The organism is Streptomyces sp. NPDC059002, assembly GCF_042740435.1.
Taxonomy (GTDB): domain Bacteria; phylum Actinomycetota; class Actinomycetes; order Streptomycetales; family Streptomycetaceae; genus Streptomyces.
Genome location: NZ_JBHYJI010000037.1, coordinates 1 through 24,230, shown reverse-complemented (window position 1 = coordinate 24,230; position 24,230 = coordinate 1). Strand labels below are relative to the sequence as shown.

The 24,230-nt window shown below is 71.5% G+C and carries 23 protein-coding genes; 10 read left to right on the top strand and 13 right to left on the bottom strand.

Going from position 1 to position 24,230, the window contains the following annotated elements; translation table 11 throughout:
* Window positions 1-6: 6 nt before the first annotated feature.
* The 8 genes from ACFWZ2_RS28265 to ACFWZ2_RS28230 are packed head-to-tail and all read right to left on the bottom strand — an operon-like array spanning window position 7 to window position 6,908.
* Complete coding sequence (locus ACFWZ2_RS28265; protein WP_384550373.1) at window positions 7-2,070, bottom strand: NADH-quinone oxidoreductase subunit L; 2,064 nt, start codon at window positions 2,068-2,070, stop codon at window positions 7-9.
* Window positions 2,067-2,492 carry an NADH-quinone oxidoreductase subunit NuoK gene (gene nuoK / locus ACFWZ2_RS28260; RefSeq protein WP_384550371.1) on the bottom strand — a complete coding sequence of 142 codons (426 nt, stop codon included), beginning with the start codon at window positions 2,490-2,492 and terminating at the stop codon, window positions 2,067-2,069. The genes ACFWZ2_RS28265 and nuoK overlap by 4 nt, the downstream gene beginning before the upstream one ends.
* Complete coding sequence (locus ACFWZ2_RS28255; RefSeq protein WP_384550369.1) at window positions 2,492-3,127, bottom strand: NADH-quinone oxidoreductase subunit J; 636 nt, start codon at window positions 3,125-3,127, stop codon at window positions 2,492-2,494. Before ACFWZ2_RS28255 ends, nuoK begins: the two co-directional genes overlap by 1 nt.
* A complete protein-coding gene (locus ACFWZ2_RS28250) occupies window positions 3,124-3,726 on the bottom strand; it encodes a NuoI/complex I 23 kDa subunit family protein (protein ID WP_384550367.1) in 603 nt (200 codons plus the stop codon). Before ACFWZ2_RS28250 ends, ACFWZ2_RS28255 begins: the two co-directional genes overlap by 4 nt.
* Window positions 3,726-4,694, bottom strand: a complete 969-nt coding sequence (locus ACFWZ2_RS28245) for an NADH-quinone oxidoreductase subunit H (protein ID WP_384550365.1) — start codon at window positions 4,692-4,694, stop codon at window positions 3,726-3,728. The genes ACFWZ2_RS28250 and ACFWZ2_RS28245 overlap by 1 nt, the downstream gene beginning before the upstream one ends.
* On the bottom strand, window positions 4,691-5,797 hold the full coding sequence (locus tag ACFWZ2_RS28240; protein ID WP_384550363.1) for an NADH-quinone oxidoreductase subunit C: 1,107 nt from the start codon (window positions 5,795-5,797) through the stop codon (window positions 4,691-4,693). Before ACFWZ2_RS28240 ends, ACFWZ2_RS28245 begins: the two co-directional genes overlap by 4 nt.
* The gene (locus ACFWZ2_RS28235) at window positions 5,794-6,528 is read right to left on the bottom strand and encodes an NADH-quinone oxidoreductase subunit B (protein WP_384550361.1); all 735 of its coding nucleotides are present in this window, start codon (window positions 6,526-6,528) and stop codon (window positions 5,794-5,796) included. The genes ACFWZ2_RS28240 and ACFWZ2_RS28235 overlap by 4 nt, the downstream gene beginning before the upstream one ends.
* Window positions 6,519-6,908: an NADH-quinone oxidoreductase subunit A gene (locus tag ACFWZ2_RS28230; RefSeq protein ID WP_384550359.1), complete on the bottom strand. Its 390-nt coding sequence runs from the start codon at window positions 6,906-6,908 to the stop codon at window positions 6,519-6,521. Before ACFWZ2_RS28230 ends, ACFWZ2_RS28235 begins: the two co-directional genes overlap by 10 nt.
* Window positions 6,909-7,138: 230 nt before the next feature.
* On the opposite strand from ACFWZ2_RS28230, the gene ACFWZ2_RS28225 reads away from it, so the two are divergent.
* The 6 genes from ACFWZ2_RS28225 (at window position 7,139) to ACFWZ2_RS28200 (ending at window position 15,498) form a co-directional block, all read left to right on the top strand.
* Entirely contained in the window at window positions 7,139-8,341 is a 1,203-nt protein-coding gene (locus tag ACFWZ2_RS28225; RefSeq protein ID WP_384550357.1) for a sensor histidine kinase, read from the top strand.
* Window positions 8,342-8,441: 100 nt separating this feature from the next.
* Entirely contained in the window at window positions 8,442-9,800 is a 1,359-nt protein-coding gene (locus ACFWZ2_RS28220) for a sensor histidine kinase (protein ID WP_384550355.1), read from the top strand.
* An 86-nt stretch (window positions 9,801-9,886) separates the two neighbouring features.
* A complete protein-coding gene (locus ACFWZ2_RS28215; protein WP_384550353.1) occupies window positions 9,887-11,332 on the top strand; it encodes a hypothetical protein in 1,446 nt (481 codons plus the stop codon).
* Window positions 11,333-11,442: 110 nt separating this feature from the next.
* Window positions 11,443-12,102 carry a LuxR C-terminal-related transcriptional regulator gene (locus tag ACFWZ2_RS28210; RefSeq protein WP_384550477.1) on the top strand — a complete coding sequence of 220 codons (660 nt, stop codon included), beginning with the start codon at window positions 11,443-11,445 and terminating at the stop codon, window positions 12,100-12,102.
* Window positions 12,103-12,482: 380 nt separating this feature from the next.
* Window positions 12,483-14,414 carry a 2-oxoacid:acceptor oxidoreductase subunit alpha gene (locus ACFWZ2_RS28205; RefSeq protein ID WP_384550351.1) on the top strand — a complete coding sequence of 644 codons (1,932 nt, stop codon included), beginning with the start codon at window positions 12,483-12,485 and terminating at the stop codon, window positions 14,412-14,414.
* A complete protein-coding gene (locus ACFWZ2_RS28200; RefSeq protein ID WP_384550349.1) occupies window positions 14,407-15,498 on the top strand; it encodes a 2-oxoacid:ferredoxin oxidoreductase subunit beta in 1,092 nt (363 codons plus the stop codon). The genes ACFWZ2_RS28205 and ACFWZ2_RS28200 overlap by 8 nt, the downstream gene beginning before the upstream one ends.
* Window positions 15,499-15,534: 36 nt before the next feature.
* Here the strand turns inward: ACFWZ2_RS28200 and ACFWZ2_RS28195 are convergent, their stop codons facing one another.
* Window positions 15,535-15,918, bottom strand: a complete 384-nt coding sequence (locus ACFWZ2_RS28195) for a winged helix-turn-helix transcriptional regulator (protein ID WP_384550347.1) — start codon at window positions 15,916-15,918, stop codon at window positions 15,535-15,537.
* 101 nt (window positions 15,919-16,019) lie between these two features.
* Here ACFWZ2_RS28195 and ACFWZ2_RS28190 point away from each other — a divergent pair, with 101 nt between their 5' ends.
* Complete coding sequence (locus ACFWZ2_RS28190; RefSeq protein WP_384550345.1) at window positions 16,020-16,880, top strand: SDR family oxidoreductase; 861 nt, start codon at window positions 16,020-16,022, stop codon at window positions 16,878-16,880.
* Window positions 16,881-17,071: 191 nt separating this feature from the next.
* Window positions 17,072-17,980, top strand: a complete 909-nt coding sequence (gene rarD / locus ACFWZ2_RS28185; RefSeq protein WP_384550475.1) for an EamA family transporter RarD — start codon at window positions 17,072-17,074, stop codon at window positions 17,978-17,980.
* A 62-nt stretch (window positions 17,981-18,042) separates the two neighbouring features.
* On the opposite strand, the gene ACFWZ2_RS28180 is transcribed toward rarD, so the two are convergent.
* The gene (locus ACFWZ2_RS28180; protein ID WP_384550343.1) at window positions 18,043-18,906 is read right to left on the bottom strand and encodes an NAD(P)H-binding protein; all 864 of its coding nucleotides are present in this window, start codon (window positions 18,904-18,906) and stop codon (window positions 18,043-18,045) included.
* Between the two features lie 80 nt (window positions 18,907-18,986).
* Here ACFWZ2_RS28180 and ACFWZ2_RS28175 point away from each other — a divergent pair, with 80 nt between their 5' ends.
* The gene (locus ACFWZ2_RS28175) at window positions 18,987-19,958 is read left to right on the top strand and encodes an AraC family transcriptional regulator (protein ID WP_384550341.1); all 972 of its coding nucleotides are present in this window, start codon (window positions 18,987-18,989) and stop codon (window positions 19,956-19,958) included.
* On the opposite strand, the gene ACFWZ2_RS28170 is transcribed toward ACFWZ2_RS28175, so the two are convergent.
* Window positions 19,898-21,487, bottom strand: a complete 1,590-nt coding sequence (locus tag ACFWZ2_RS28170; RefSeq protein WP_384550339.1) for an MFS transporter — start codon at window positions 21,485-21,487, stop codon at window positions 19,898-19,900. The genes ACFWZ2_RS28175 and ACFWZ2_RS28170 overlap by 61 nt on opposite strands.
* 91 nt (window positions 21,488-21,578) lie before the next feature.
* On the opposite strand from ACFWZ2_RS28170, the gene ACFWZ2_RS28165 reads away from it, so the two are divergent.
* A complete protein-coding gene (locus tag ACFWZ2_RS28165; protein ID WP_384550337.1) occupies window positions 21,579-22,079 on the top strand; it encodes a winged helix-turn-helix transcriptional regulator in 501 nt (166 codons plus the stop codon).
* On the opposite strand, the gene ACFWZ2_RS28160 is transcribed toward ACFWZ2_RS28165, so the two are convergent.
* Together ACFWZ2_RS28160 and ACFWZ2_RS28155 are read right to left on the bottom strand one after the other, a co-directional pair.
* Window positions 21,983-23,077, bottom strand: a complete 1,095-nt coding sequence (locus ACFWZ2_RS28160) for a hypothetical protein (protein ID WP_384550335.1) — start codon at window positions 23,075-23,077, stop codon at window positions 21,983-21,985. The genes ACFWZ2_RS28165 and ACFWZ2_RS28160 overlap by 97 nt on opposite strands.
* Before the next feature lie 148 nt (window positions 23,078-23,225).
* Window positions 23,226-24,056, bottom strand: coding sequence for an NAD(P)-dependent oxidoreductase (locus ACFWZ2_RS28155; RefSeq protein WP_384550473.1), 831 nt, complete (start codon window positions 24,054-24,056; stop codon window positions 23,226-23,228).
* Window positions 24,057-24,230: the final 174 nt, after the last annotated feature.

Genomic DNA, 24,230 nt, shown 5'->3' with positions numbered 1-24,230 from the left:
GGCTGCTCACGCTCCGGCGGTGGCGACGAGGACGGCGGCGACGGCCAGGACGACCGCGCCTGCGAGCAGCGCGCTCAGATAGGTCTGCACGTTGCCGGTCTGCGCGCGGCGGACGGCCGCGCCCAGCCAGCGGGGGGCCGCGCCCGCACCGCGCACGTACGTCTCGACGACCTCGCGGTCGAGGAAGCGGACGAGACGCGCGGCGGCCTGCACCGGGCGGACGAACAGGGCGGCGTAGACGGCGTCGAGGTGGAAGCCGACGGCGGCGTGGCGGTGCAGGGGCCCGAGCAGGAGGCGTCCCGGGTCGGCCGGATCCGGGGCCGAGGCGACATCCCCGTACGCGGGGGTGTGGGTGGCGATGGCCTCCGCCTCGACCAGGCCGCCGTCGCCGTCCGGGCTCGCATCGGGCAGGTGCGCCGCGGAGCGGCTCGTTGAGGGACGGTGGTCGGGTGACGGGCGGGCGGCGCCCATCGGGACACGGGCGGCCAGCGCGGTGGTGTGCCGCCACGCGCCGTACGTGACGAGGGCGCCGACGAGGGCGAGCCCCGTGCCCAGGACGGAGGTCGTGAGCGTCGGGGTGAGTTCGTGGCCGTCGAACCAGTCCGGCAGGACACCGACGGCGAGACCGAAGACGAGAGAGGGGACGGCGAGCACCCACAGCACGGCCGTCATGGTGACGGGCTGCTTTCCGTGGTCGGGGGCCTCGGCTCCCTTGCCGTGGAAGGCGAGCAGCCACAGACGCGTCGCGTACGCGGCGGTGAGGAGGGCGGTGAGCAGACCGGCGACCAGGACGATCCAGCCCGCCGCGGTGGGCGCGGACTCGGCGTGGCCCGTGGCCGTGTGCTCGGCGGCGCCGAGCACCGCCTCCTTGGAGAAGAAGCCGCTGAACGGCGGGATCGCGGCGAGCGCGAGGAGCGCCACGGTCATCGTCCAGTAGGCGTCGGGGATGCGGTCGCGCAGGCCCTTCATGCGGGACATGGCGGCGAGCGAGTTGGTGCCGGCGGCGTGGATGATCACGCCCGCCGCGAGGAACAGGAGCGCCTTGAAGGCGCCGTGCGACAGGAGGTGGAAGACGGCGGCACCGCGGTCGCCGACGGCGAGGGCGCCGGTCATGTAGCCGAGCTGACCGATCGTCGAGTATGCGAGGACGCGCTTGATGTCGTCCTGGGCGAGCGCGGCGAGGGCCGAGCCCCCCATCGTGACGGCGGCCATCACGGCGAGGACGACCAGGGCCGCAGCGGAGGCGGCGAAGACGGGGAGGAGGCGGGCCACGAAGTAGACACCGGCGGCGACCATCGTCGCGGCGTGGATCAGCGCGGAGACGGGCGTGGGGCCCGCCATCGCGTCGGGCAGCCAGGTGTGCAGCGGGAACTGCGCGGACTTGCCTGCCACGCCCGCGAGGAGCAGCAGGGCGATCAGCGTCGGGTGGTCGAGGCCGCCGTCCGCGACCGTCGTGAGGATCGTGGTGATGCGGAAGGAGCCCGTGTCGACGGCGAGCGCGAACAGGCCGATCAGGAAGGGGACATCGCCGAGCTTGGTGACCAGGAACGCCTTCAGCGACGCGGCGCGTGCCTCGGGCGTCTCCCAGTAGTGGCCGACCAGGAAGTACGAGCAGATGCCCATGATCTCCCAGCCGACCAGGAGCACCATCAGGTCGCCGGAGTAGACGACGAGCAGCATCGCGGAGGTGAAGAGGGAGACGAGAGCGGCGTACGAGGGGTAGCGCGGGTCGTCGCGGAGGTAGCCCGTCGAGTAGATCTGCACGCAGGAGGCGACGACGCCGACCAGGACGGCGACGAGGGCGGCGAAGCCGTCGATGTGCAGGGCGAGTTCGATGGGGACCGAGCCGGTCGGGGTGAGCTCGGTGGCGGCGTCGAGCGGGGCCGTCCCGCCGCCGGTGCCGCCGCCCTGGCGGACGGCCACGAGGACGGCGAGCACCAGGGCCGTCAGCGTGGGAAGCACCGCGAGGGGGCGGACGAGGCCGGGGACGCGGCGGCCGAGGAGCAGGCCCGCGGCCGCGCCCAGGAACGGAAGGAGGGGGACGAGGACGGCGAGGGTGGTCGTGGTCACGCGGTGGCCTCAGCCTTCTGCGACGTCTGCGCCTGCTGCGACTTCTGCGCCGGGGTGGGCTCCTCGGCGGCGGCACCTTCGGCGTCGCCGTCGTCGTCGGGGTCGTCCGGGCCCTCGGCGGTGTCGCGGAGGTCGTCGACGGCGGAGCTGCCGCGGTTGCGGTAGACCGCCAGGACGATCGCGAGGCCGATGCCGATCTCGGCGGCGGCGATGGCGATGGTGAACAGGGTCAGGGCCTGTCCCGCGTGGAGGGAGTCGCGGAGCCAGACGTCGAAGGCGACGAGGTTGAGGTTGACGGCGTTGAGCATCAGCTCGACGGACATCAGGACCAGGATCGCGTTGCGCCGGGCGAGGACGCCGTACAGGCCGACGCAGAAGAGGAGGACGGCGAGGACGGCGGGATAGGCGAGGTGGAGGTGCATCAGCTGTTCTCCTCCTGGTCCTGGGCGTGCTCCTGGGCGGCCTTCTTGCGGGACAGCACGATCGCGCCGACGAGGGCGGCGAGGAGGAGGACGGAGAGCGCCTCGAAGGGCAGGACCCAGTGCCGGAAGAGGATCGAGCCGGTCACGTCGGTGGAGCCCTGGGCTGCGCCGTCCAGGTCGATCACCGTGGTGCGGAACGCGTCCACGACGACCCAGACCAGTGCAGCGGCAGCGGCGAGCGCCACCGCGAGCGCGACCGGGCGGTTGCCCGAATCGGCGTCCGGGGAGCGGCCGATGGGGGCCCGGGTCAGCATCAGACCGAAGAGGAGGAGGACGACGACGGAACCGACATAGATGAGGACCTGCACCCAGGCGATGAACTCGGCGGTGAGCAGGAGGTACTCGACGGCGAGTCCGCCGAGCGCGACCACCAGCCACAGTGCGGCGTGCACCAGCTGCCTGGTCGTGACCGTGATGACCGCCGCGCCGAGGGTGACGAGGCCGACGAGGAGGAAGGCGATCTCGACGCCCGTCGGGGACAGGAAGCTCTGGGTCTCGGCCGCCTTGGCGAGCGTCGTGGAGGCTGTGGCGAGCGTCGTGGAGGCCGCCTCGGTGGAGGCTGCTGCGAAGGTCACGCGTCCTCCTCCGGTCGTCCGGGCTTGGGTGCCTCTTGGGCGGCGGCCTGCTCGGCCGCCTGCTCGGCCGCCAGCTGCTCGGCGGCCAGTTTCTCGGCGGCCTTGCGGGCGGTGACGAGTTCCTTCGGGTCCTCGGCTCCGGGGTCCAGGGCGGGCGGGGCCGGGACCGTCCACATCCACTCGCGGAGCTTGTCGCGCTCGTGGGTGAGTTCGTGGATGTCGGTCTCGGCGTACTCGAACTCCGGGGACCAGAACAGTGCGTCGAAGGGGCAGACCTCGATGCAGATGCCGCAGTACATGCAGAGGGAGAAGTCGATGGCGAAGCGGTCGAGGACGTTGCGGCTGCGCTCACGGCCGCCGGGGGCGGCGGGCGGGACCGTCTCCTTGTGGGAGTCGATGTAGATGCACCAGTCGGGGCACTCGCGGGCGCACAGCATGCAGACCGTGCAGTTCTCCTCGAACAGGCCGATGACGCCGCGGGTGCGGGGCGGGAGTTCGGGCTGGACGTCCGGGTACTGCTCGGTGACGGTCTTCTTCGTCATCGTGCGGAGGGTGACGGCGAGGCCCTTGGCCAGGCCGCTGCCAGGGATCGGGGGCACTAGTTGATCGCCACCTTCACGATTCCGGTGAGCGCGATCTGCGCGAGGGCGAGCGGTACGAGGAGGGTCCATGAGAGCTTCTGGAGCTGGTCCTCGCGGAGACGGGGGTAGGACACGCGCAGCCAGATGACCAGGAAGGCCAGGACGGCCGTCTTCAGCAGGGTCCAGACCCAGCCGAGGCCGTCGGCACCCCACGGGCCGTGCCAACCGCCCAGGAAGAGGACGGTGGTGAGGCCGCACAGGACGACGATTCCGGCGTACTCGGCGAGGAGGAAGAGGGCGAAGCGCAGACCGGTGTACTCGGTGTACGCGCCGAAGATGATCTCCGAGTCGGCGACGGGCATGTCGAAGGGCGGGCGCTGCAGTTCGGCGAGGCCCGCCACGAAGAAGACCAGGGCGCCGACGATCTGCCACGGCAGCCACCACCACTCGAAGGCGTCGACGATGCCGGGCAGGGAGACCGTTCCTGCGGCCATCGCGACGGAGGCGGCGGCGAGCAGCATCGGGAGTTCGTAGGCGAGCAGCTGGGCGGCGGTGCGGAGGCCGCCGAGGAGGGAGAACTTGTTGGCGCTCGCCCAGCCCGCCATGAGCGAGCCGAGCACGCCGACGCCCATCACCGCGAGCACGAAGAAGATGCCCGCGTCGACGACCTCGCCGACCGCGCCCTCGCCGGGGCCGATCGGGATCGCGATCAGGACGAGGAGGTAGGGCAGGAGGGCGATGGCGGGCGCCAGTTGGAAGATGCGGCGGTCCGCCTCGGCCGGGACGACGTCTTCCTTCTGGGCGAACTTCACGCCGTCGGCGACGAGCTGGGCCCAGCCGTGGAAGCCGCCCGCGTACATCGGGCCGAGGCGGCCCTGCATGTGGGCCATCACCTTGTGCTCGGTCTGGCCGATGACGAGGGGCAGGACCAGGAACACCGCGAAGACGATGACGAGGCGCAGGGCGACGTCGAGGGCGTCGTTCACTCGGTGCCTCCTGTGCGTTCGCCGTTTTCCGGGGTCTCGGGTGACTTGGGGTCCGTGGCGGGCTCGGGGTCCGTGGCGGGCTCGGGCTGCTCGGCAGGTTCCGGCTGCTCGGCCTTTGGTTGCGGCTTCTGTTCCGTGTCGTCGAACGCCGGGCGGGCGTGGTGCCACGGGGCGTCGGAGCTGCGCGGTGCCGACGGCTGCGCGGGCTCGGGCTTCGCCTCGGGGGTGGGCTTCGCCTCTGGGGTGGGCTTCGCCTCTGGGGCGGGTTCCGGCTGGGGCTCCGGGGGCGCGGGTGTCGCCGCGCGTTGCGATGCGGAGCCCTGGCTCGCGCTGCGCGAGCGCCTCGGCGGGCGGGCCGGTGCCGTCGGCTGCGGAGCCTCGGCGGGCCGTGCCTCGGTTGCCTCCGGGGTGGTCTGGCTTGCCGAGCCCTGGCTGGCCGAGCGGGTCCTGCGGGGCGGGCGTTCGCCGCCCGCGGCACGGCCTGCGGCGGCGCCTGCCGCGCGGCCCGCGCCACGGGTCGGGCGGGCCGGGGCCGGAGGGAGTTGGCCCTTCAGCGGACCCCACTCGTTCGGGTCGGGTACGCCGGGGGGCAGCATCTGGCGGCGCTTGGGGCCGCCGTGCTCGGACTCCCCCGGCTCCTTGGCGCCCGGCCACGCCTTGGCGACGCGGGCGGCCAGGACGAAGTCCTTGCGGAGGGGGTGGCCCTCGAAGTTCTCGGGGAGCAGCAGCGGGGTGAGGCCTGGGTGGCCGTCGAAGGTGACGCCGAACATCTCGTGCGTCTCGCGCTCGTGCCAGGCGGCACCGGCGTAGACGTCGACGGCGGTCGGCAGGACGGGGGCGTCGTGCGGGACCGTCGTACGGACGAGGAGACGGCGTACCGGTGCGAGGGCCACGACGTGCGCGGAGACGCGGAAGCCGGTGCCCGGTTCGTCGACCGCGCTCAGCCAGTCGAAGTAGGTGCAGGTGAGGGTGGTGCGGGCGGTTTCGAGCGCCGCGATCCACTGGGCGGCAGGTACGTCGACGGTCAGGACGTCGTACGACTCATCCGCCGTCGCATCGGGACCGAAGAGCTCGTCGACGGCGCTCGGCAGCCAGCCGGTCATGCCGGGGCCTCCCCGTTCTTGGCGGCGTCCGCGGCCGAATCCTTGGCGGCGTCGTCCTCGGATGGGGCCTTGGCGGCGTCCGGGGCCGGGTCCCCGGCGGAGGCCTTGGCAGCATCCGCAGCCGAGTCCTCAGTCGACCCCCCGCCCGACACCACCCCCGGCGCCCCGACCAGCCCGCTGCGCAACGCTGCTGTGGAAGGGCGCGGCTTCCTTCCGTATCGCTCGCCCAGGGACTCGCGTGCGATCTTCTCCTGGAGTTTCAGGATGCCCTGGAGCAGGGCCTCAGGGCGCGGGGGGCAGCCGGGGACGTAGACGTCGACCGGGATGATCTGGTCGACGCCCTTGGTCACGGAGTAGGAATCCCAGTAGGGGCCGCCGCAGTTGGAGCAGGCGCCGAAGGAGATGACGTACTTCGGTTCGGGCATCTGTTCGTAGAGGCGCTTCACCGCGGGTGCCATCTTGTCCGTGACCGTGCCGGAGACGACCATCAGGTCGGCCTGGCGCGGGCCCGGGGCGAACGGGATGACGCCGAGCCGGATGAAGTCGTGGCGCGCCATGGACGCGGCGATGAATTCGATGGCGCAGCAGGCGAGGCCGAAGTTGAAGACCCAGAGCGAGTAGCGGCGGCCCCAGTTGAGGACCACCTTCATCGGCTCGGGGGCGAGGCGCGCGAGCGCGCCGAGTCGCTTGGGCTCCGGCAGGAGCACCGGCTCCGAGGGAGTCACGTCCACGTCAGGACGCCCTTCTTGTATGCGTACAGCAGGCCGACGGCGAGGAAGCCGAGGAAGATGAACATCTCCACGAGCGTCGTCGCGCCGAAGCCGGGCGCGGCGAAGACCGTCGCCCAGGGGAAGAGGAAGATCGAGTCGACGGCGAAGATCACGTAGAGGAACGCGTAGACGTAGTAGCGGACCTGGGTGTGGGCCCAGCCCTCGCCGACCGGGTCGACGCCGCACTCGTACGTCAGGAGTTTCTCGGGGGTCGGTACCACCGGGCGCAGCAGCCGCCCCGCGCCGAAGGCGACGGCGACGAACAGCACGCCCACGAGGGCGAGCAGCCCGACGACGGAGTACGACTGGTAGTAGCTCACCGCGACGTTCGTCACGTGCACGTCAGTCCCTCACTCCCTGACCGCCCTTTTCCCTGACCCTGTTCGACGATCTGTACGCACGGGAGTCTAGGGCCTGCTAAAGCCTCGGTAAGCAGAGCGTCACGCATCGGTCAGGGCGAGGCGGGGCACGAGGCGGGATGCGCAGCCGACCGCGAGGTGGGGTTATCCCCCGTCCATCCGGGCGGCCCCCCTCATGGCAATACGGGGACGGGCCGGGCACCCTGGCGCGTATGACCGCAAGCAGCACGCCTCTTTACGATGACCGGCCGCCGCCCGCGCGCTTTGCGTACGGCCGCCACACCTGGAAGGAGATCGCGTATCTCCTGGTGAACCTGCCGCTGGGAATCGTCGGCTTCGTCTACGTGGTGACCGTGCTGTCCATCGGCGTCACCCTGACGGTGACCGTCGTCGGCCTTCCGCTGCTGGCGGTCGGGCTGCTCGGCGCCCGTATGTGGGGCAGGGCCGAGCGGGCGCGGGCCAGGAAGCTGCTCGGCGTACGGGTCGACGAGCCGAGCCCGATGCCGGCGATCGGCTCGTCGGGCTTCTTCGGCAGGCTGTGGTCGAGCCTGAAGGACCCGGTGGGCTGGCGCGCCATGCTGTACTCGTTCATCCGGCTGCCCTGGGGCGTGCTCACCTTCGGCGTCACCGCGATGGGGCTCTTCGTGGCCTGGCCGGTGCTGCCGTTCATCGTGCGCGGCCTGACCAACGCCGACCGGGCGATGGTGCGCGGGCTGCTCTCGCCCTCCGACGAACTGGAGCGGCGCATCGCCGAACTGGAGTCGGACCGGGGCGTGGTCGTGGACACCGCGGCCGCCGACCTGCGCCGCATCGAGCGCGATCTGCACGACGGCGCGCAGGCCCGCCTCGTCGCCCTCGCCATGGGGCTCGGCCTCGCCAAGGAGAAGCTCCTCGAGGACCCGGACGCCGCGGCCCTGATGGTCGACGAGGCGCACGGCGAGGTGAAGCTGGCGCTTCAGGAGCTGCGTGACCTGGCCCGCGGCATCCACCCCGCGGTCCTCACCGACCGCGGTCTGAACGCCGCGCTGTCCTCGCTGGCCGCCCGCTGCACGGTGCCGGTGAAGGTGACCGCCGACCTTCCGGCGCGCCCCGCGGCGGCCATCGAGGGCATCGCGTACTTCACGGTCTCCGAGCTCCTGCAGAACATCAGCAAGCACAGCGGTGCCAGGACGGCGAGCGTGGAGGTGTGGCGCTCCGAGGACCGGCTCCTCATCCAGGTGGAGGACGACGGGCGGGGCGGGGCGCGGCTCGACGGGGGCACCGGCATGGCGGGGCTCGCGGACCGGCTCGGTGCGGTCGACGGGATCTTCGTGATCGACTCTCCGGAGGGCGGCTACACGAAGATCACCGCGGAACTGCCCTGGCGGGACCGTGCGACGGACCCCGTGCCGCAGATCGGCCCCCGCCGGGGGTAGGGAAAACCCCCGGTTCAAGACGCCGACGCACTCCATGGTCCACGACCGGCCGAGCGGCGAGTCTTGAGGCACGGCAACCGAGCAGAAACGGACGACAGCGATGGCCACGGAATACGGACAGGGGTACGCGCAGATGGACCGGCCGGACTTCCGGGCGAACGACGTCGAGAAGCGGCGGCACCGCATCCCCGCCGGACTGCGCGCCCCGATCGAGGCCCGCACCCTGCGGGAGCTCGTCTATACCGTGCTGAGCCTGCCGATCGGCATCGTCGCCTTCGTCTTCGCCATCACGATGGTGTCGCTCGGCGCCGGCCTCCTGATCACCTTCATCGGCATCCCGGTCCTGGCGGGCGCGCTGGCCGCCTGCCGCGGCATCGGCGCCCTGGAGCGGACCAGGGCGCGGGCCCTGCTCCACCTGGACATCGCATCGCCCGAGCCGCTGCGCCCGCACACGACCGGCCTGATGTCGCACATCGGCGCCGTCCTCAAGAGCGGTACGTCCTGGCGGAATCTGCTGTACTGCCTGCTGCTCATGCCGTGGTCGGTGTTCTCGTTCGTCGTGGCGGTCGTCTTCTGGTCGTACGGCTGGATGATGCTGACGTACCCGCTGTGGTTCTGGCTCTTCCCGATGTACGGCGGGCAGGACGGCATCCAGCTCTACGGCGACAACGGCCACAGCATCTACCTCGACAACCCCTTCGAGATCGGCGTCACCGCCGCGACCGGCCTGCTGGTCACGCTGGCCACGCCCTGGATCCTGCGGGCCCTGACGACCGTGGACCGCGTGATGGTGCACGGCCTGCTCGGCCCCTCGCAGCTCGCGACCCGCGTCGTCGAGCTGGAGTCGGACCGCGGTGTCGTCGTGGACACGGCCGCCGCCGACCTGCGCCGCATCGAGCGCGATCTGCACGACGGCGCGCAGGCCCGGCTCGTCGCCCTCGCCATGGACCTGGGTCTGGCCAAGGAGAAGCTGGCCGAGGACCCCGAGGCCGCGGCGCGCATGGTGGACGAGGCGCACGGCGAGGTGAAGGTCGCCCTGCAGGAGCTGCGCGACCTGGCCCGCGGCATCCACCCCGCGGTCCTCACCGACCGCGGCCTGGACGCGGCGCTCTCCGCGCTCGCCGCCCGCTGCACGGTGCCGGTCCAGGTGGAGGTCGATCTGTCGAGCCGTCCGGTGGCCGCCATCGAGGGCATCGCGTACTTCACGGTCTCCGAGCTCCTGCAGAACATCAGCAAGCACAGCCGGGCGAGCCAGGGCACGGTCGACGTGTGGCGCACGGAGAACCGGCTGATGCTCCAGGTCACCGACAACGGAACGGGCGGCGCCGACGTCTCGGCGGGCTCGGGCCTCGCGGGGCTCGCGGAGCGGCTCGACGCGGTCGACGGAATCCTGGTGGTCGACTCGCCCGCGGGCGGCCCGACGATGATCACGGCGGAACTCCCCTGGCGGCACAGCTGAGTTGACCGCACACCGCCTCTGGTCCCGCCGCGCGGTCCACTGGCACGCTGCCCCCAGTTCGTACGTCGAGCAGGGGGCAGCACCGTATGCAGCAGAGTCTTCTGGGCCTGATCCGGGCGCGGCGCGAGGGCCGGACGCCGCCGCCCGCGGCGCCCCCGGGCGACAGTCAGGTGGCGGAGGGCGGCAGGCCCTTCGACTTCCGGGTCCGGGTGCTGGTGGAGATCCAGGAGGATCCCGACGAGATCGCCCTGGCGCAGGAGCTGCTGACCGCGTGCGGCTGGCCGGTGCGGGAGCCGAAGTCCGGTGAGTACGTGCCGGATGCCATCACTCCGTCGTACGTCGCCCGGGTCGTCGAAGTACGGCTGCTCGGCTCGCGGCGGGGAGTGGCGGCGCACGCCGCGTACGAGGTGGACCGGGTGGCACGGCGGGCGGGGCTGCCGCTGCGGGTGCGGGAGGCGGCGCTCGTCGAGCGGGAGCCCGTGCCGATCGCCCACCGGTACTGGGAGGTCGTGCCGGTCCACACCCCGTGGTTCGACCGCGTCCTGGATCTCACGGGCAGCCGCTCGAAGTGGCCCGAGCACTTCCTCGGGATGCCGAAGAACGACGAGGGCGAACCCGACACCACCGAGCTGTCCGCCACGCTCGGCACCCAGCGGCTCGACCCCGCCACGCACCGGCTGCACCGCGTGACGTCCGACGCGGCCATCTCGCGGTTCCTGCGCATCATCGGCCTGGGGCTCCTCCTGGAGGTCGCGCTCTGGGCCGGCATCTCCTACGGGCGCGATCTCCTGCGGGATCAGCCCCCGTTGTGGCTGACCGCGACGGGCTACGGAGTCCTCGTCGTCATCAGCCTGTCGATGTCGGTGGTCACGACCATGGGGCTGCAGCACGCGTCCCGTTACTCCGGCGCGCTGCGTCAAGTCCTGCCCTGGCTCGTGCCGTTGGCCGTGCCCGCCCTCATCGCGAGCCTGCCGCAGATCGGCGGCGTCACACAGGACGCGTACGTCTCCGCGTTCGGGCTGCCGGGCGCCGCCGCCACGAGCTGGGCCGATTCCCTTGAAGCCGGGGTGTTCGTCGCCCTGGGCGCGCTGCTCGGACTGGGCACGGGCATCGGCGTGGGAGGGCTGCTGCACCGCTCCCTCGCACGGACCGGGCTCTCCCTGGGCCTCGCCATGGCCGCGGGGCTGCTCCTGGGCACCATCGGCGCAGCCCTCCAGACGTACGCGGCCCTGGACCTGGCCGACGTCAAGGCCGCACAGGACCGGCGCGCGCTCGCCGCAGGCGCTACCCCCGTCCCCTTCTACGGGATCGAGGCCCACTTCGTCTGCGCCCACCCCACCACCAAGGCGCCGCCCGTCTACGGCGGCCCCCTGCCCACCACCCGCCCCCTGGTCACCTTCGGCCCCGACGGCGACCGCATCTCACTCTGGGACCCCGGGACGAAGCGGGCCCTGAGCATGCGGCTGGAAGACGCCTCCTTCACCCCGGCCCGGACGGAAGAGGGCCGAGCAGTCTGTCCACAGGGCCGGTAGGGCACCGCAGATCGCGCGATACTGAGGTGCCGGGTGTCCGGCCGACGCGATGGTCGTCGGCCGACCGGGCCAGACAAGCACGCCGGGGGGCCGAAACAGTGGAGGACAAAGTGCGGGTGGTCATCGCCGAGGATTCAGTGCTGCTCAGGGAGGGCCTGACCCGGTTGCTGACCGACCGCGGGCATGACGTGGTCGCCGGTGTGGGTGACGCCGACGCGCTGATCAAGACGATCACGGAGCTCGCGGCGCAGGACGCGCTGCCGGACGTGGTCGTCGCCGACGTACGGATGCCGCCGACGCACACCGACGAGGGGGTGCGCGCCGCGGTGTATCTGCGGGCCCAGCACCCGGGCCTCGGTGTGCTCGTGCTGTCGCAGTACGTCGAGGAGCAGTACGCCACCGAGCTGCTCGCCGGGTCGAGCCGGGGTGTGGGCTATCTGCTCAAGGACCGGGTCGCCGAGGTGCGGGAGTTCGTCGACGCCGTGGTGCGGGTGGCCGACGGCGGCACGGCGCTCGACCCGGAGGTCGTGGCGCAGCTGCTCGGCCGCAGCCGTAAGCAGGATGTCCTCGCGGGGCTTACTCCGCGCGAGCGCGAGGTACTCGGTCTGATGGCCGAGGGTCGGACGAACTCCGCGGTCGCCCGCCAGCTCGTGGTGAGCGACGGCGCCGTCGAGAAGCACGTCAGCAACATCTTCCTGAAGCTCGGCCTGTCCCAGAGTGACGGGGATCACCGCCGGGTGCTCGCGGTGCTCACCTACCTCAACTCATGAGGACCTGACACCCTGTCAGATGTCGTCGCGGGCAGGCCGCCCTCAGGCAGCCACTAGGGATCCACTAGAGCGCCGCAAGGAAAGTCGCAGAAAGTCCTTTCGCCAGGACATCGGGAGTCGCGGCGGGAGCCACCGAGAGCCACCGAGTCGAGAGTCATCGAGCCAAGAGTCCTAGAACCAAAGGATGAGCGGGGAGCGTCATCTATGAAGGGCCGGGGGGCGAGGCAAACCATGACAAGTCCGTACGTAAGGGCGTCTCAAAAGCACGTCCATCATGCGAGCTACCCGAGGAAGGCGACCCTTACAGACGTAGGGTGGACCTTGGAGGCGTCAGCCGTCCTGGCGTTTCCGCTCAGCCGCCTCGAGGGAGGTCCAGTTCAGTGACCAGCCAGGTCAGTAGCCCAGCCGAGCAGGCCGACGGGGCAGTCGTCGGAGAGCAACGCAAGCACGCTGGTGAGAAGGATGTACGCCGCCTGGACCGCGTGATCATCCGCTTCGCGGGTGACTCAGGCGACGGCATGCAGCTCACCGGCGACCGGTTCACTTCCGAGACGGCGTCCTTCGGCAACGACCTGTCGACGCTGCCGAACTTCCCCGCCGAGATCCGCGCACCCGCCGGAACACTCCCGGGTGTCTCCTCCTTCCAACTCCACTTCGCCGACCACGACATCCTCACGCCGGGCGACGCCCCGAACGTGCTGGTGGCCATGAACCCGGCGGCGCTGAAGGCCAACATCGCCGACGTGCCGCGCGGCGCGGAGATCATCGTCAACACCGACGAGTTCTCCAAACGGGCGATGCAGAAGGTCGGTTACGAGGTCTCGCCGCTGGAGGACGGCTCCCTGGACGGCTACAGCGTGCACCCGGTGCCGCTGACCACGCTGACGGTGGAGGCGCTGAAGGACTTCGACCTCTCGCGCAAGGACGCGGGCCGCTCGAAGAACATGTTCGCGCTCGGCCTCCTGTCGTGGATGTACCACCGGCCGACCGAGGGCACCGAGAAGTTCCTGCGGACCAAGTTCGCCAAGAAGCCGGACATCGCCGAGGCCAACATCGCGGCGTTCCACGCGGGGTGGAACTTCGGCGAGACCACCGAGGACTTCGCGGTCTCCTACGAGGTCGCCCCGGCGTCGCAGGCGTTCCCGACCGGCACGTACCGCAACATCTCCGGGAACCTCGCCCTGTCGTACGGCCTGATCGCGGCGGGCCGCCAGGCCGATCTGCCGCTGTACCTGGGCTCGTACCCGATCACGCCGGCCTCGGACATCCTGCACGAGCTGTCCAAGCACAAGAACTTCGGCGTGCGCACCTTCCAGGCCGAGGACGAGATCGCGGGCATCGGCGCGGCGCTCGGCGCGGCCTTCGGCGGTTCGCTCGCGGTCACCACCACCTCAGGGCCCGGTGTCGCGCTGAAGTCGGAGACCATCGGCCTCGCCGTCTCCCTCGAACTGCCGCTGCTGATCGTGGACATCCAGCGCGGCGGTCCGAGCACGGGCCTGCCGACCAAGACCGAGCAGGCCGACCTGCTGCAGGCGATGTACGGCCGCAACGGCGAGGCCCCGGTGCCGATCGTGGCGCCGAAGACGCCCGCCGACTGCTTCGACGCGGCCCTCGAGGCGGCCAGGATCGCCGTCACCTACCGCACCCCGGTCTTCCTGCTCTCCGACGGCTATCTGGCCAACGGCTCGGAGCCGTGGCGCATCCCCGACGTCGACGAACTCCCGGACCTGCGCGTCCAGTTCGCCTCGGGCCCCAACCACACCGAGGACGACGGCACCGAGGTGTTCTGGCCCTACAAGCGCGACCCGCAGACCCTTGCCCGTCCCTGGGCGATCCCGGGCACGCCGGGTCTTGAGCACCGCATCGGCGGCATCGAGAAGCAGGACGGCACGGGCAACATCTCGTACGACCCGGCCAACCACGACTTCATGGTCCGCACCCGCCAGGCCAAGATCGACGGCATCGAGGTCCCCGACCTGGCGGTCGACGACGCGGGCGGCGACGCCAAGACCCTTGTGCTCGGCTGGGGTTCGACGTACGGCCCGATCACCGCGGCGGTCCGCAGGCTGCGCGCGGCGGGCGAGCCCATCGCGCAGGCCCATCTGCGCCACCTCAACCCGTTCCCGCGGAATCTGGGGGAGGTACTCAAGCGTTACGACAAGGTGGTGATTCCCGAGATGAACCTCGGTCAGCTCGCCACCCTCGTCCGCGCCGAGTTCCTGGTGGACGCGGTCTCGTACAACCAGGTGAACGGAATGCCGTTCAAGGCCGAGCAGCTTGCCACGGCTCTCAAGGAGGCCATCGATGGCTGACACGAAGACGGCCGAGTCGGAGGGGACCGGGAGCACGATCGAAGCGCTTTCCCTGGTGCCCAAGGCCGAGGCCAAGCAGTCCATGAAGGACTTCAAGTCCGACCAGGAGGTGCGCTGGTGCCCCGGCTGCGGCGACTACGCCGTACTGGCCGCCGTGCAGGGCTTCATGCCCGAACTGGGTCTGGCGAAGGAGAACATCGTCTTCGTCTCGGGCATCGGGTGCAGCTCCCGGTTCCCGTACTACATGAACACGTACGGGATGCACTCCATCCACGGCCGCGCCCCGGCGATCGCCACCGGACTCGCCTCATCGCGGCGGGACTTGAGCGTCTGGGTGGTCACCGGTGACGGCGACGCGCTGTCCATCGGCGGCAACCACCTCATCCACGCCCTCCGCCGCAATGTGAACCTGAAGATCCTGCTCTTCAACAACCGGATCTACGGCCTCACCAAGGGCCAGTACTCGCCGACGTCCGAGGTCGGCAAGATCACCAAGTCGACGCCGATGGGTTCGCTCGACGCGCCCTTCAACCCGGTCTCGCTGGCGATCGGCGCCGAGGCGTCCTTCGTGGCACGGACGGTCGACTCCGATCGCAAGCACCTCACGCAGGTGCTCCGCGAGGCCGCCGAGCACCCCGGCACCGCACTGGTGGAGATCTACCAGAACTGCAACATCTTCAACGACGGCGCCTTCGAGGTCCTCAAGGACAAGCAGCAGGCCGAGGAGGCGGTGATCCGCCTGGAGCACGGGCAGCCGATCCGCTTCGGCGCCGACAACACCAAGGGCGTGGTCCGCGACGCGGTGACCGGTGACCTGAAGGTCGTCGCCGTCACCCCGGAGAACGAGGGCGACATCCTCGTCCACGACGCGCACTCCACGTCGCCGACGACGGCGTTCGCGCTCTCCCGGCTCGCCGACCCGGACACCCTGCACCACACGCCGATCGGCGTTTTCCGCGACGTCGAGCGCCCGGTGTACGACACGCTCATGGCCGACCAGCTCGACAGCGCCATCGAGCAGAACGGCAAGGGCGACCTCGCCGCGCTGCTCGCGGGCGGCGACACCTGGACGGTCGTCGGCTAGCCCGAACCGCTGTGCGCGAAGCCCGGTCCTGATCCGTCAGGACCGGGCTTCGTCGTACGCCCGGCGGGCCTTCTGCACCTCGTCCATGCGCCGCTCCGTCCAGGTCGCGAGGGTCCTGACCTGGACGGCGGCCTCGCGGCCGAGCTCCGTGAGGGAGTAGTCGACGCGGGGCGGGATGACCGGCTTGGCGTCACGGTGCACCAGGCCGTCGCGCTCCAGGGTCTGCAGGGTCTGGGTCAGCGACTTCTCGCTGACCCTGCTGATGTCGCTGATCGCGCGGCGCAGCTCGCTGAAGCGGTACGAGCGCTCTTCGAGCGCGATCAGGATGAGGACGCCCCAGCGGCTGGTGACGTGCTCCAGGACCAGTCGGTAGGGGCACATCGCCTCGCTGCCGCGGCCCGCCTCGTTACTTACAGCCATGCAAGTACCTTACTTCAAAGTGGGTACTTACGAATAGTTAGTGCCGGAGCTAGGGTGAGTGCCATACCGAACTTCGCCGGTCGAAACAGGAGATTTCAGTCATGAGCATCGTCGTCACCGGAGCCACCGGACACCTCGGCCGCCTCGTCGTCGAAGGTCTGCTCGCCGCCCAGGTCCCCGCGGAGCAGATCGCGGCCGTCGTCCGCGACAAGAACAAGGCCGCCGACCTCGCCGCGCGCGGCATCGAACTGCGCGTCGCCGACTACAGCGCCCCCGAGACGCTGCGCGGCGCCTTCGCCGCGGGCGACCGCGTCCTGCTGATCTCCGGCAGCGAGGTCGGCCGCCGCGTCCCGCAGCACCGCGCCGTGATCGACGCCGCGCGCGCGGCGGGCGTCGCGCTCCTCGCGTACACGGGGATCCTCGGCGGCCCCGACGCCGACTTCGACCTGGCCGCCGAGCACAAGGAGACCGAGCGGCTCATCCTCGACTCCGGCCTGCCGCACACCTTCCTGCGCAACGGCTGGTACCACGAGAACTACACGGAGCACCTCGCCCCCGTCCTGGAGCACGGCGCCGTCGTCGGCTCCGCGGGCGACGGCCGCATCGCCTCCGCCTCCCGCGCCGACTACGCCGCGGCCGCCGTCGCCGTGCTGACCGGCGAGGGCCACGAGGGCAAGGCCTACGAACTGAGCGGCGACGTGGCGTGGAGCCTCGCCGAGTACGCCGCCGAGGTCGCGGCCCGCAGCGGCAAGGACATCTCGTACGCGAACGTCCCCGCCGAGCAGCACCTCGCGGTGCTGACCGGCGCGGGGGTGCCGGAGCCGATGGCGGCGATCCTCGTCGACGTGGACGCGGCCATCGGGCGGGGGCGCCTCGCCGGGACGAGCGGGGACCTGGCGCGGCTGATCGGGCGGCCCACCACGCCGCTCGCCGACGCCGTGTCCGGCGCGCTCAAGGGCTGACGCGGGGCGGGCTCCACCGTGTCATGAGCGTCTCGTCGATACGGGCATGACAGGTGAGGGCTCCCGGCGCTACCTTCAGTGGGCAGCGTGGGGCTGCCGAGCACCGAGGAGGGGCCGTGAACAGCGGAGCAGCCGGGCAGTCGGGGAGCGAGCAGCGGATCGGGCTGCTGAACGGCTTCGCCGCGTACGGAATGTGGGGCCTGGTTCCCCTTTTCTGGCCGCTGCTCAAACCGGCCGGTGCCGCCGAGATCCTCGCCCACCGGATGGCCTGGTCGCTCGTCGTGGTCGGCATCGCGCTGCTCTTCGTACGGCGCTGGGCCTGGGCGGGCGAGCTGATCCGGCAGCCGCGCAGGCTGGGCCTGGTGGCGCTCGCCGCGGCGGTCATCACCGTCAACTGGGGCGTCTACATCTGGTCCGTGAACTCCGGCCACGTCGTGGAGGCCTCGCTCGGCTACTTCATCAACCCCCTCGTCACCATCGCCATGGGCGTCCTGCTGCTCGGCGAGCGGCTGCGGCCCGTGCAGTGGGCGGCGGTCGGCGTCGGGCTCGCCGCGGTCCTGGTGCTCGCCTTCGGCTACGGCCGCCCGCCCTGGATCTCGCTCGTCCTCGCGTTCTCCTTCGCGACGTACGGCCTGGTCAAGAAGAAGGTCAACCTCGGCGGCCTGGAGTCCCTTGCCGCCGAGACCGCCGTGCAGTTCCTGCCCGCCGTCGGCTATCTGGTGTGGATCGGCACGCAGGGCGACATGACGTTCGGGACGGAGGGCGTCGGGCACGCGGCGCTGCTCGCCGCCACCGGCGTGGTGACCGCCGCTCCCCTCGTCTGCTTCGGGGCCGCGGCGATCCGGGTGCCGCTCTCCACGCTGGGGCTGCTGCAGTACCTCGCGCCCGTGTTCCAGTTCCTGCTCGGGATCCTGTACTTCCACGAGGCGATGCCGGCCGAGCGGTGGGCGGGCTTCGCGCTGGTGTGGCTCGCGCTCTCGCTGCTGACGTGGGACGCGTTGCGCGTCGCGCGGCGCAACGCGGTGCGGGTGGCTGCGGCCAAGGGGGGCGCTGCGCGGGCGTCCGCCTCGGACCGGGGTGAGCGGGAGCCTGCCGTCTGACGTCTTCTGCTGCGGGCTCGTTGTGGCTGGGCGCGCAGTTTCCCGCGCCCCTTCGGGGCTCGTCAGGCCCAGGCGCCTGCCTCCGCGCGGGACTTGACGTAGGTGGAGAAGTCGCGCGGCTCTCGGCCCAGGATGTCGCTGACCGCCGTTGTGGTGGATGAGTTGTGGCCCGTGGAGAGGAAGACGAAGACGTCGGCCAGGGCGCGGGCGACGGACTCGGGGACTCCTTCCGCGAGGAGTTCGGCCACGTACTGGTCCCCCGTGAGGTGCTCGAAGCGCATCGGGCGCCCCGACGCCGCGGCGATCTCCGCGACCGCGTCGCCGAAGGAGAGGGCGCGCGGGCCCGTGAGCTCGTACGTACGGTGGGTGTGACCCTCCTCGGTGAGGAGCGCGACCACCACGTCGGCGATGTCCGCCACGTCGATGAACGGCTCCGGCACATCGCCGACGGGCAGGGCGAGGCGCCCGGCGAGCAGCGGCGCGTGGAACATGTCCTCGTCGAAGTTCTGCGAGAAGTTGTTGGGGCGGATGAAGGTCCAGTCGACCCCCGCCTCGCGCACCGCGCGTTCCGCCTCCGCCATGCCCGGCTCGAACGACTCGCCGTACACCTCGATGCCGCGGCCCGAAAGGACCACGAAGCGGCGCACGCCCGCCGCCTTCGCCTGCGCGACGAAGTCGGCGATCGGCTCGGGGTCGTTCGGGGCGACCAGGTAGAGGGCCCGCACACCCTCAAGAGCGGGGCCCCAGGTGGCGCGGTCGGCCCAGTCGAAGCGGGTGTCGGCGCTGCGCGACGCGGCGCGGACGGTGTGGCCCGCCTCGCGCAGCCCGGCCACCACGCGGCGGCCCGTCTTGCCGGTCGCGCCGAGGACGAGGAAGGGGGCGGTGTCGGGGGTGGGGGTCGTGGTGTTCTGCTCGGTGTTCGTCATGGGTCAAGCCAACTGCCTTGGCCGCAGCGGGGACATGGGCAGCTGTCTCCCATGGATGGGTGTGCGTCTACCGTGGAGGCATGGACGCTCTGGGTGATCTGCTGCGAGGGGTGCGCGCGGACGGCGCGCGGTTCGACCGTGCCGTCCTGGCGGGCCCGTGGGAGATGACGTGCACCGATGGCGCGGCGCTCGAACTGATCACGGTGGTGCGCGGTGCGGCGCGGATCACCGCGGTACCGGGCGAGCCACGGACCCTGTACGAGGGCGGTACCGCGGTCGTCTGTACGACGGAGCCGTTCACGCTGACTGCCGCGGAGCCCGGCGCGGGGGCGGGCGTGGGCTCGGGTGCGGGCGTGGGCTCGGGTGCGGGCGTGGGCTCGGGTGCGGGCGTGGGTTCGGGTGCGAGTGCGAGTGCGGGTGCGAGTGCCGGGGAGTGTGAACTGGTCACCGGTGCCTATCAGTTGGACAGCTCCGTCGGACGGCGGCTGATCAGCGCCCTGCCGCCGCTGCTCGTCGTGCCGTCCGACGAGGAGTGCCTGCCGATCGTGGAGCTGATCGCCGCCGAGGTGGCCGCCGACCGGCCGGGCCGCCAGTACGTGATGGACCGCATGCTCGACTGGATGCTGGCCTGCACCCTGCGCGAGTGGTTCGACCTGCCGGAGTCCTGCCCGCCCGCCTGGTACCGCGCGCTCGGCGACGACGTGGTCGGCCCCGCCCTGCGCGCCCTGCACGACGAGCCGGCCAGGCCCTGGACGGTGGCGGCGCTCGCCGCGCACGCCGGGGTGTCGCGCGCGGCGTTCGCCAAGTGCTTCAGCGAGCTGGTCGGCAAGCCCCCGATGGCCTACCTCACCGAGTGGCGGATGACGCTCGCCGCCGAACTGCTCGCCGAGCCGGGCGCGACGGTCGCCGCCGTGGCGGGGCAGGTGGGGTACGCCGACGGGTTCGGCTTCAGCGACGCCTTCAAGCGGATCCGGGGCATCGCGCCGAGCGGCTACCGGGCCTCCCTGACCGCGCGCCGGTCGGACTCCGGGTCGCTCAGGACGGCGGTCTGAGCACTGCCCGCGACGGTCTGAGCGCTGCCCTCGGACCTCCGGGTCCTGCCCGCGACCGTCCGGGTCCTGCCGCCACCCTCGCCCCGCCCTCCGCCCCGGCTCCCGCGCACACCGACCGCCGCGACGACCGTGCCCAGGACCGCCATGACCACCGGCACCACCAGCGCCCAACGGAACGCCGCCAGGTCCGCCCCGCCAGCCGCACCGGCACCGGCACCGGCACCGGCACCGGCAGCACCCGGGCCCGCGTGCGAGCCCCCATGCGAGCCCGCCGAGACCAGGCCGTACACCGCCGTCACGGCCGATATGCCGATCGCCGCGCCGAACTGCGTGGCGGTCTGCAGCAGTCCGCTCGCCAGACCCTGCTCGCGCTCGGCGACGCCGTCCGTCGCCGCGATCATCTGCGGCCCGAGCGTGAGCGCGAAGCCGGTGCCCGCGAGCAGCAGGGTCGGGAACATCGCGGCGTACGGCCAGTCCGCGCCGACCGGCAGGAAGAGGCCGTACCCCACCGCGGCCACGAGGAAGCCGCCCAAAATCACGCGCGCGTTGCCGAACCGGCTGACCAGGCGTGGCGTGAGCGTCGGCGAGAGGATCACGTCGCAGCCGAGGACGATCATCGCGACGGCGGTCTGCCAGGACGACCAGCCGCGCAGGTCCTGGAGGTAGAGCGTCAGGACGAACTGGAAGCCCATGAAGGCCCCGAGGTAGAGCAGCGCCCCGAGCCCGGCCCGCACCACCGACCCCGTACGGAAGATCCCGAGCCGCACCAGCGGATCCGCCGTACGCCGCTCGATCCGCACGAAGGTCCCGACGAGCAGCAGCCCCGCGACCGCCGCGGCGACCGTCAACGGCCAGTCCGCGACGCCGTGTTCGAGCCGCACGATGCCGAACGCGAGCAGCAGCATCGCCCCGGCCGCCGCCGCGGCCCCCGGCAGATCGAACCGCCGCGCCCGGCCCGTACCGGCACGCTCCCGCTCCGCCGGGATGAGCCGGAGCGCCGCCGCGAGGACCGCGGCCGCGAAGAACACCGGCGTGAAGAACACCCACTGCCAGCCGATCTCGGTGAGCAGCCCGCCGACGACCAGGCCGAGCGAGAAGCCGCCCGCCGACGTCCCGGCGAAGACCAGCAGCGCCTTGTTCCGCTCGGGCCCCTCCGCGTACGAGGTGGTGATGATCGACATCGCGGCGGGCGTCATGAACGCCGCGGCCACCCCGGTGACGAACCGCGCGACGACCAGCATCCACCCCTCGGTCGCGAAGCCGCCGAGCCCCGAGAAGACCATGAAGACCCCGAGCCAGGTGAGGAACATCCGCCGCCTGCCGAGCAGATCCGCCGCCCTGCCGCCGAGCAGGGTGAAGCCCGCGTACCCGAGGACGTAGGCGCTGACGACCCAGGCCGCCATGCCGGTCGAAAGACCCAGGTCCGACCTGATCGAGGGGATCGCGATCGCGACCATGGCGATGTCGATGCCCTCCAGGAAGATCGTCCCGCAGAGGACGAGCAGCAGCGCCCAGGCGCGTGCACCCATGATCGAACTCCTTTGTGGCCAGAGGTGGTTACTCGCCCGAGGGTCGGTTCCCTCTTGTAACCAATGGAATCCTGCGGCACCATCAACAGGCATGGAAGAAGGCACTTTGAAGTCACCGAGTAACTGCGAAGGCACCGTGGACTACGGGGACGCCGACCCCTTCCAGTGGGACACCCGCGAGGACTGCCAGGTGCGGCAGATCCTCGACCGGGTCGCCGACAAGTGGTCGCTGCTCGTCATCGCGCTCCTGGACCGCCGCCGCCTGCGCTTCACGGAGCTGCGGCGCGAGATCGACGGGATCAGCCAGCGCATGCTGACGGTCACCCTGCGGCAGCTGGAGCGCGACGGCCTGGTGAAGCGCACCGTGCACCCCGTCGTGCCGCCCCGCGTCGAGTACGAACTCACCCCGCTCGGCGGCACCTTGCACCACACCATCCGGACGCTCGTCTCCTGGACCGAGGAGCACCAGAACGAGATCGCCGCGGCCCGCGCCGACTACGACGCACGCGCCGCCGAGGAGGAGTCCGCCGCCACGCCCGCCGCCGCACCTGTCGCCACGCCCGTCGCCACGCCCGCCGCCGGGGCACGCTGAGCGGCGAGGAACGCGGAGACCACCCAGAGCAGCCCCAGGTCAACGCCCAGCTCGACGACCGCCGCGAACTGGTCCATCGTGAACTTGAATATCTGGCCGACCAGGATGTCCACGAGCAGGGCCGCCCTGAACAGCCGCAGGGCCGCCGTCCGGTCCCCGCGCAGGCGTATCAGCCCGGCCACGCCCAGGGCCGCCGACGCGACCTCGGTGAGCGCGACGGCCAGATTGGCGCCCGGCTGCGGTTCGTGCGCCAGCTGTCCCGCGAAGAGGTCGAAGGACATCCAGACGGCGAACAGCAGCGCCTCGGTCAGCAGACAGAACACGGCGATGCCGCACACCAGCCGGGTCCTTGCCAGCCACCGCAGCGCACGGCCCGCGCCCGCCGCCCAGTCCCGCCACCACGCGGGCGGCGGAGAGGGGCGCTCGGGGACGGCGGCGAGCAGCCGGAGCAGCGCGGCGTCCACCTCGCGGTCCGAGCCCTCCACGAGGCGTATCGCCGCCCGGCGCTGGTCGGCCGTGAGTCCACCGGTGACCCCGGCGAGGGCGAGGTCCGCGGCGTTCGCCGTGCGCTGCCGCGCGCCGAGGGCCGCGGCGTCCGCGGTGCGGCGGCGTATGAGATGCGTGAGCAGGAGCAGCAGGGCGAAGCTCAAGTAGATGATCCCCGCGGCCGGTTGGTAGAAGTACCCCGGCTCGTCCGTGATCTGTTTGCCGATCTCGTCTATGAAGAGCCCGAAGCCGATGCCGCCGACGAAGGCACTCGTCAGACGGGCGGCGCGCCCGAGGAAGGCGAGCGCGAGCAGGATCGCCGCCATCATCAGCAGCCCGCCCCACAGCATGTGCGCGATGTGCAGCCGGCTGCCGCCGCCCCCGCCGAGCTTGGGATAGCCGGTCTGGGCGAGGAAGGCGCGGGTGACGAGGACCGTGGCGATACCGGTCAGCGCGAAGACGTTCAGCGAGACGGCCGCGTCGGCCGCGCGCACGAGGGTTCCACGCCGCATGACCTTGCCCCCTCCCAGCCGCCGGTCTACTCCGCCGCACGGCCGGGCGCATCCCGCTCGTGCCCTTCAAGAGTGGCCCGAGCGGCACGTCCGGGAGATCCGGGACCACCCCGACTCGACCCTCAATGAGCCCCTAGGTGACGGGAGTTCACGCCCGCTTCAGCACCTCGATCAGCGACGAGATGCTGTGCTCGCGATGTCCTTGCTCGACCGCGCGGCGGACCAGCTCATTCAGGGGTTCGATCCAGGAGCCGTCGACGTTCCCCTCCTCACCCAGCTCCTTCTCGTAACCGATCGCCTCATGGAACACGCCGACGGAGGAGCCGGGCCTGGTGTAGTCGCCGGAGTCGATCTCCGCCGCGAGCGTCGGCAGGATGGAGCCGATCATCTCCAGCCACTTCACCTCGTAGCGCACCATCGAACTCACCGGCAGGCCGCGCGCCTGCACCAGCGCGGCCCCCTGGAAGAAGCCGACCAGGGCGGGCAGCAGGGTGGCGCCCACGGCCGATTCGTAGAGGGCGGCGAGATCGGGGTCGGTGCCCAGGTGCACGGTGTCGCCGCCGAGGACCCGCAAGGTGTCCGCGTACGCGTCGAAGGTCGCGCGGTCGCCGCCGTAGTAGAGCAGCGTGTCCGGCTTGCCCACGGCCACGGGCACGTTCTTGACCGCGCCGTCGAGGAATCGCGCCCCTCGGTCCGCCGCCCAGGCCGCCATCGTGCGGGCCCCCGCCGGGGTGCCCGAGTTCAGGGTGACCAGCGTGCGTCCCGCGAGCGCCTCGGCGGCCGGCTCCAGCGCCTCGCGCGTGGCCTCGTACGTGGTCAGACAGGTGATGACCAGCGGGCTCGCGGCGACCGCGTCCCCGATCTCCGCCGCGTGCGTCGCGCCCTTGGCGACGAGCGGTGCCGCCTTCCCCGCGCTGCGGTTCCACACGGTCGTCGGATGGCCCGCGTCGAGGTACGCATCGGCCAGGGCCGCGCCCATCGCGCCGAGCCCGACGACCGTCACGGGTGTACGGGTCCCGGTATCGGCGCCCGCATCGGCGCCGGTATCGGTACGCGTGCGTGCGCGCGTGTGCGTGCCGTCCGTCATGTCGTAACTCCTGTCCTGTGCGAGTGATGAGGAAGCGCCGCCCCCGAAACGTCCACGGTTTCGGGG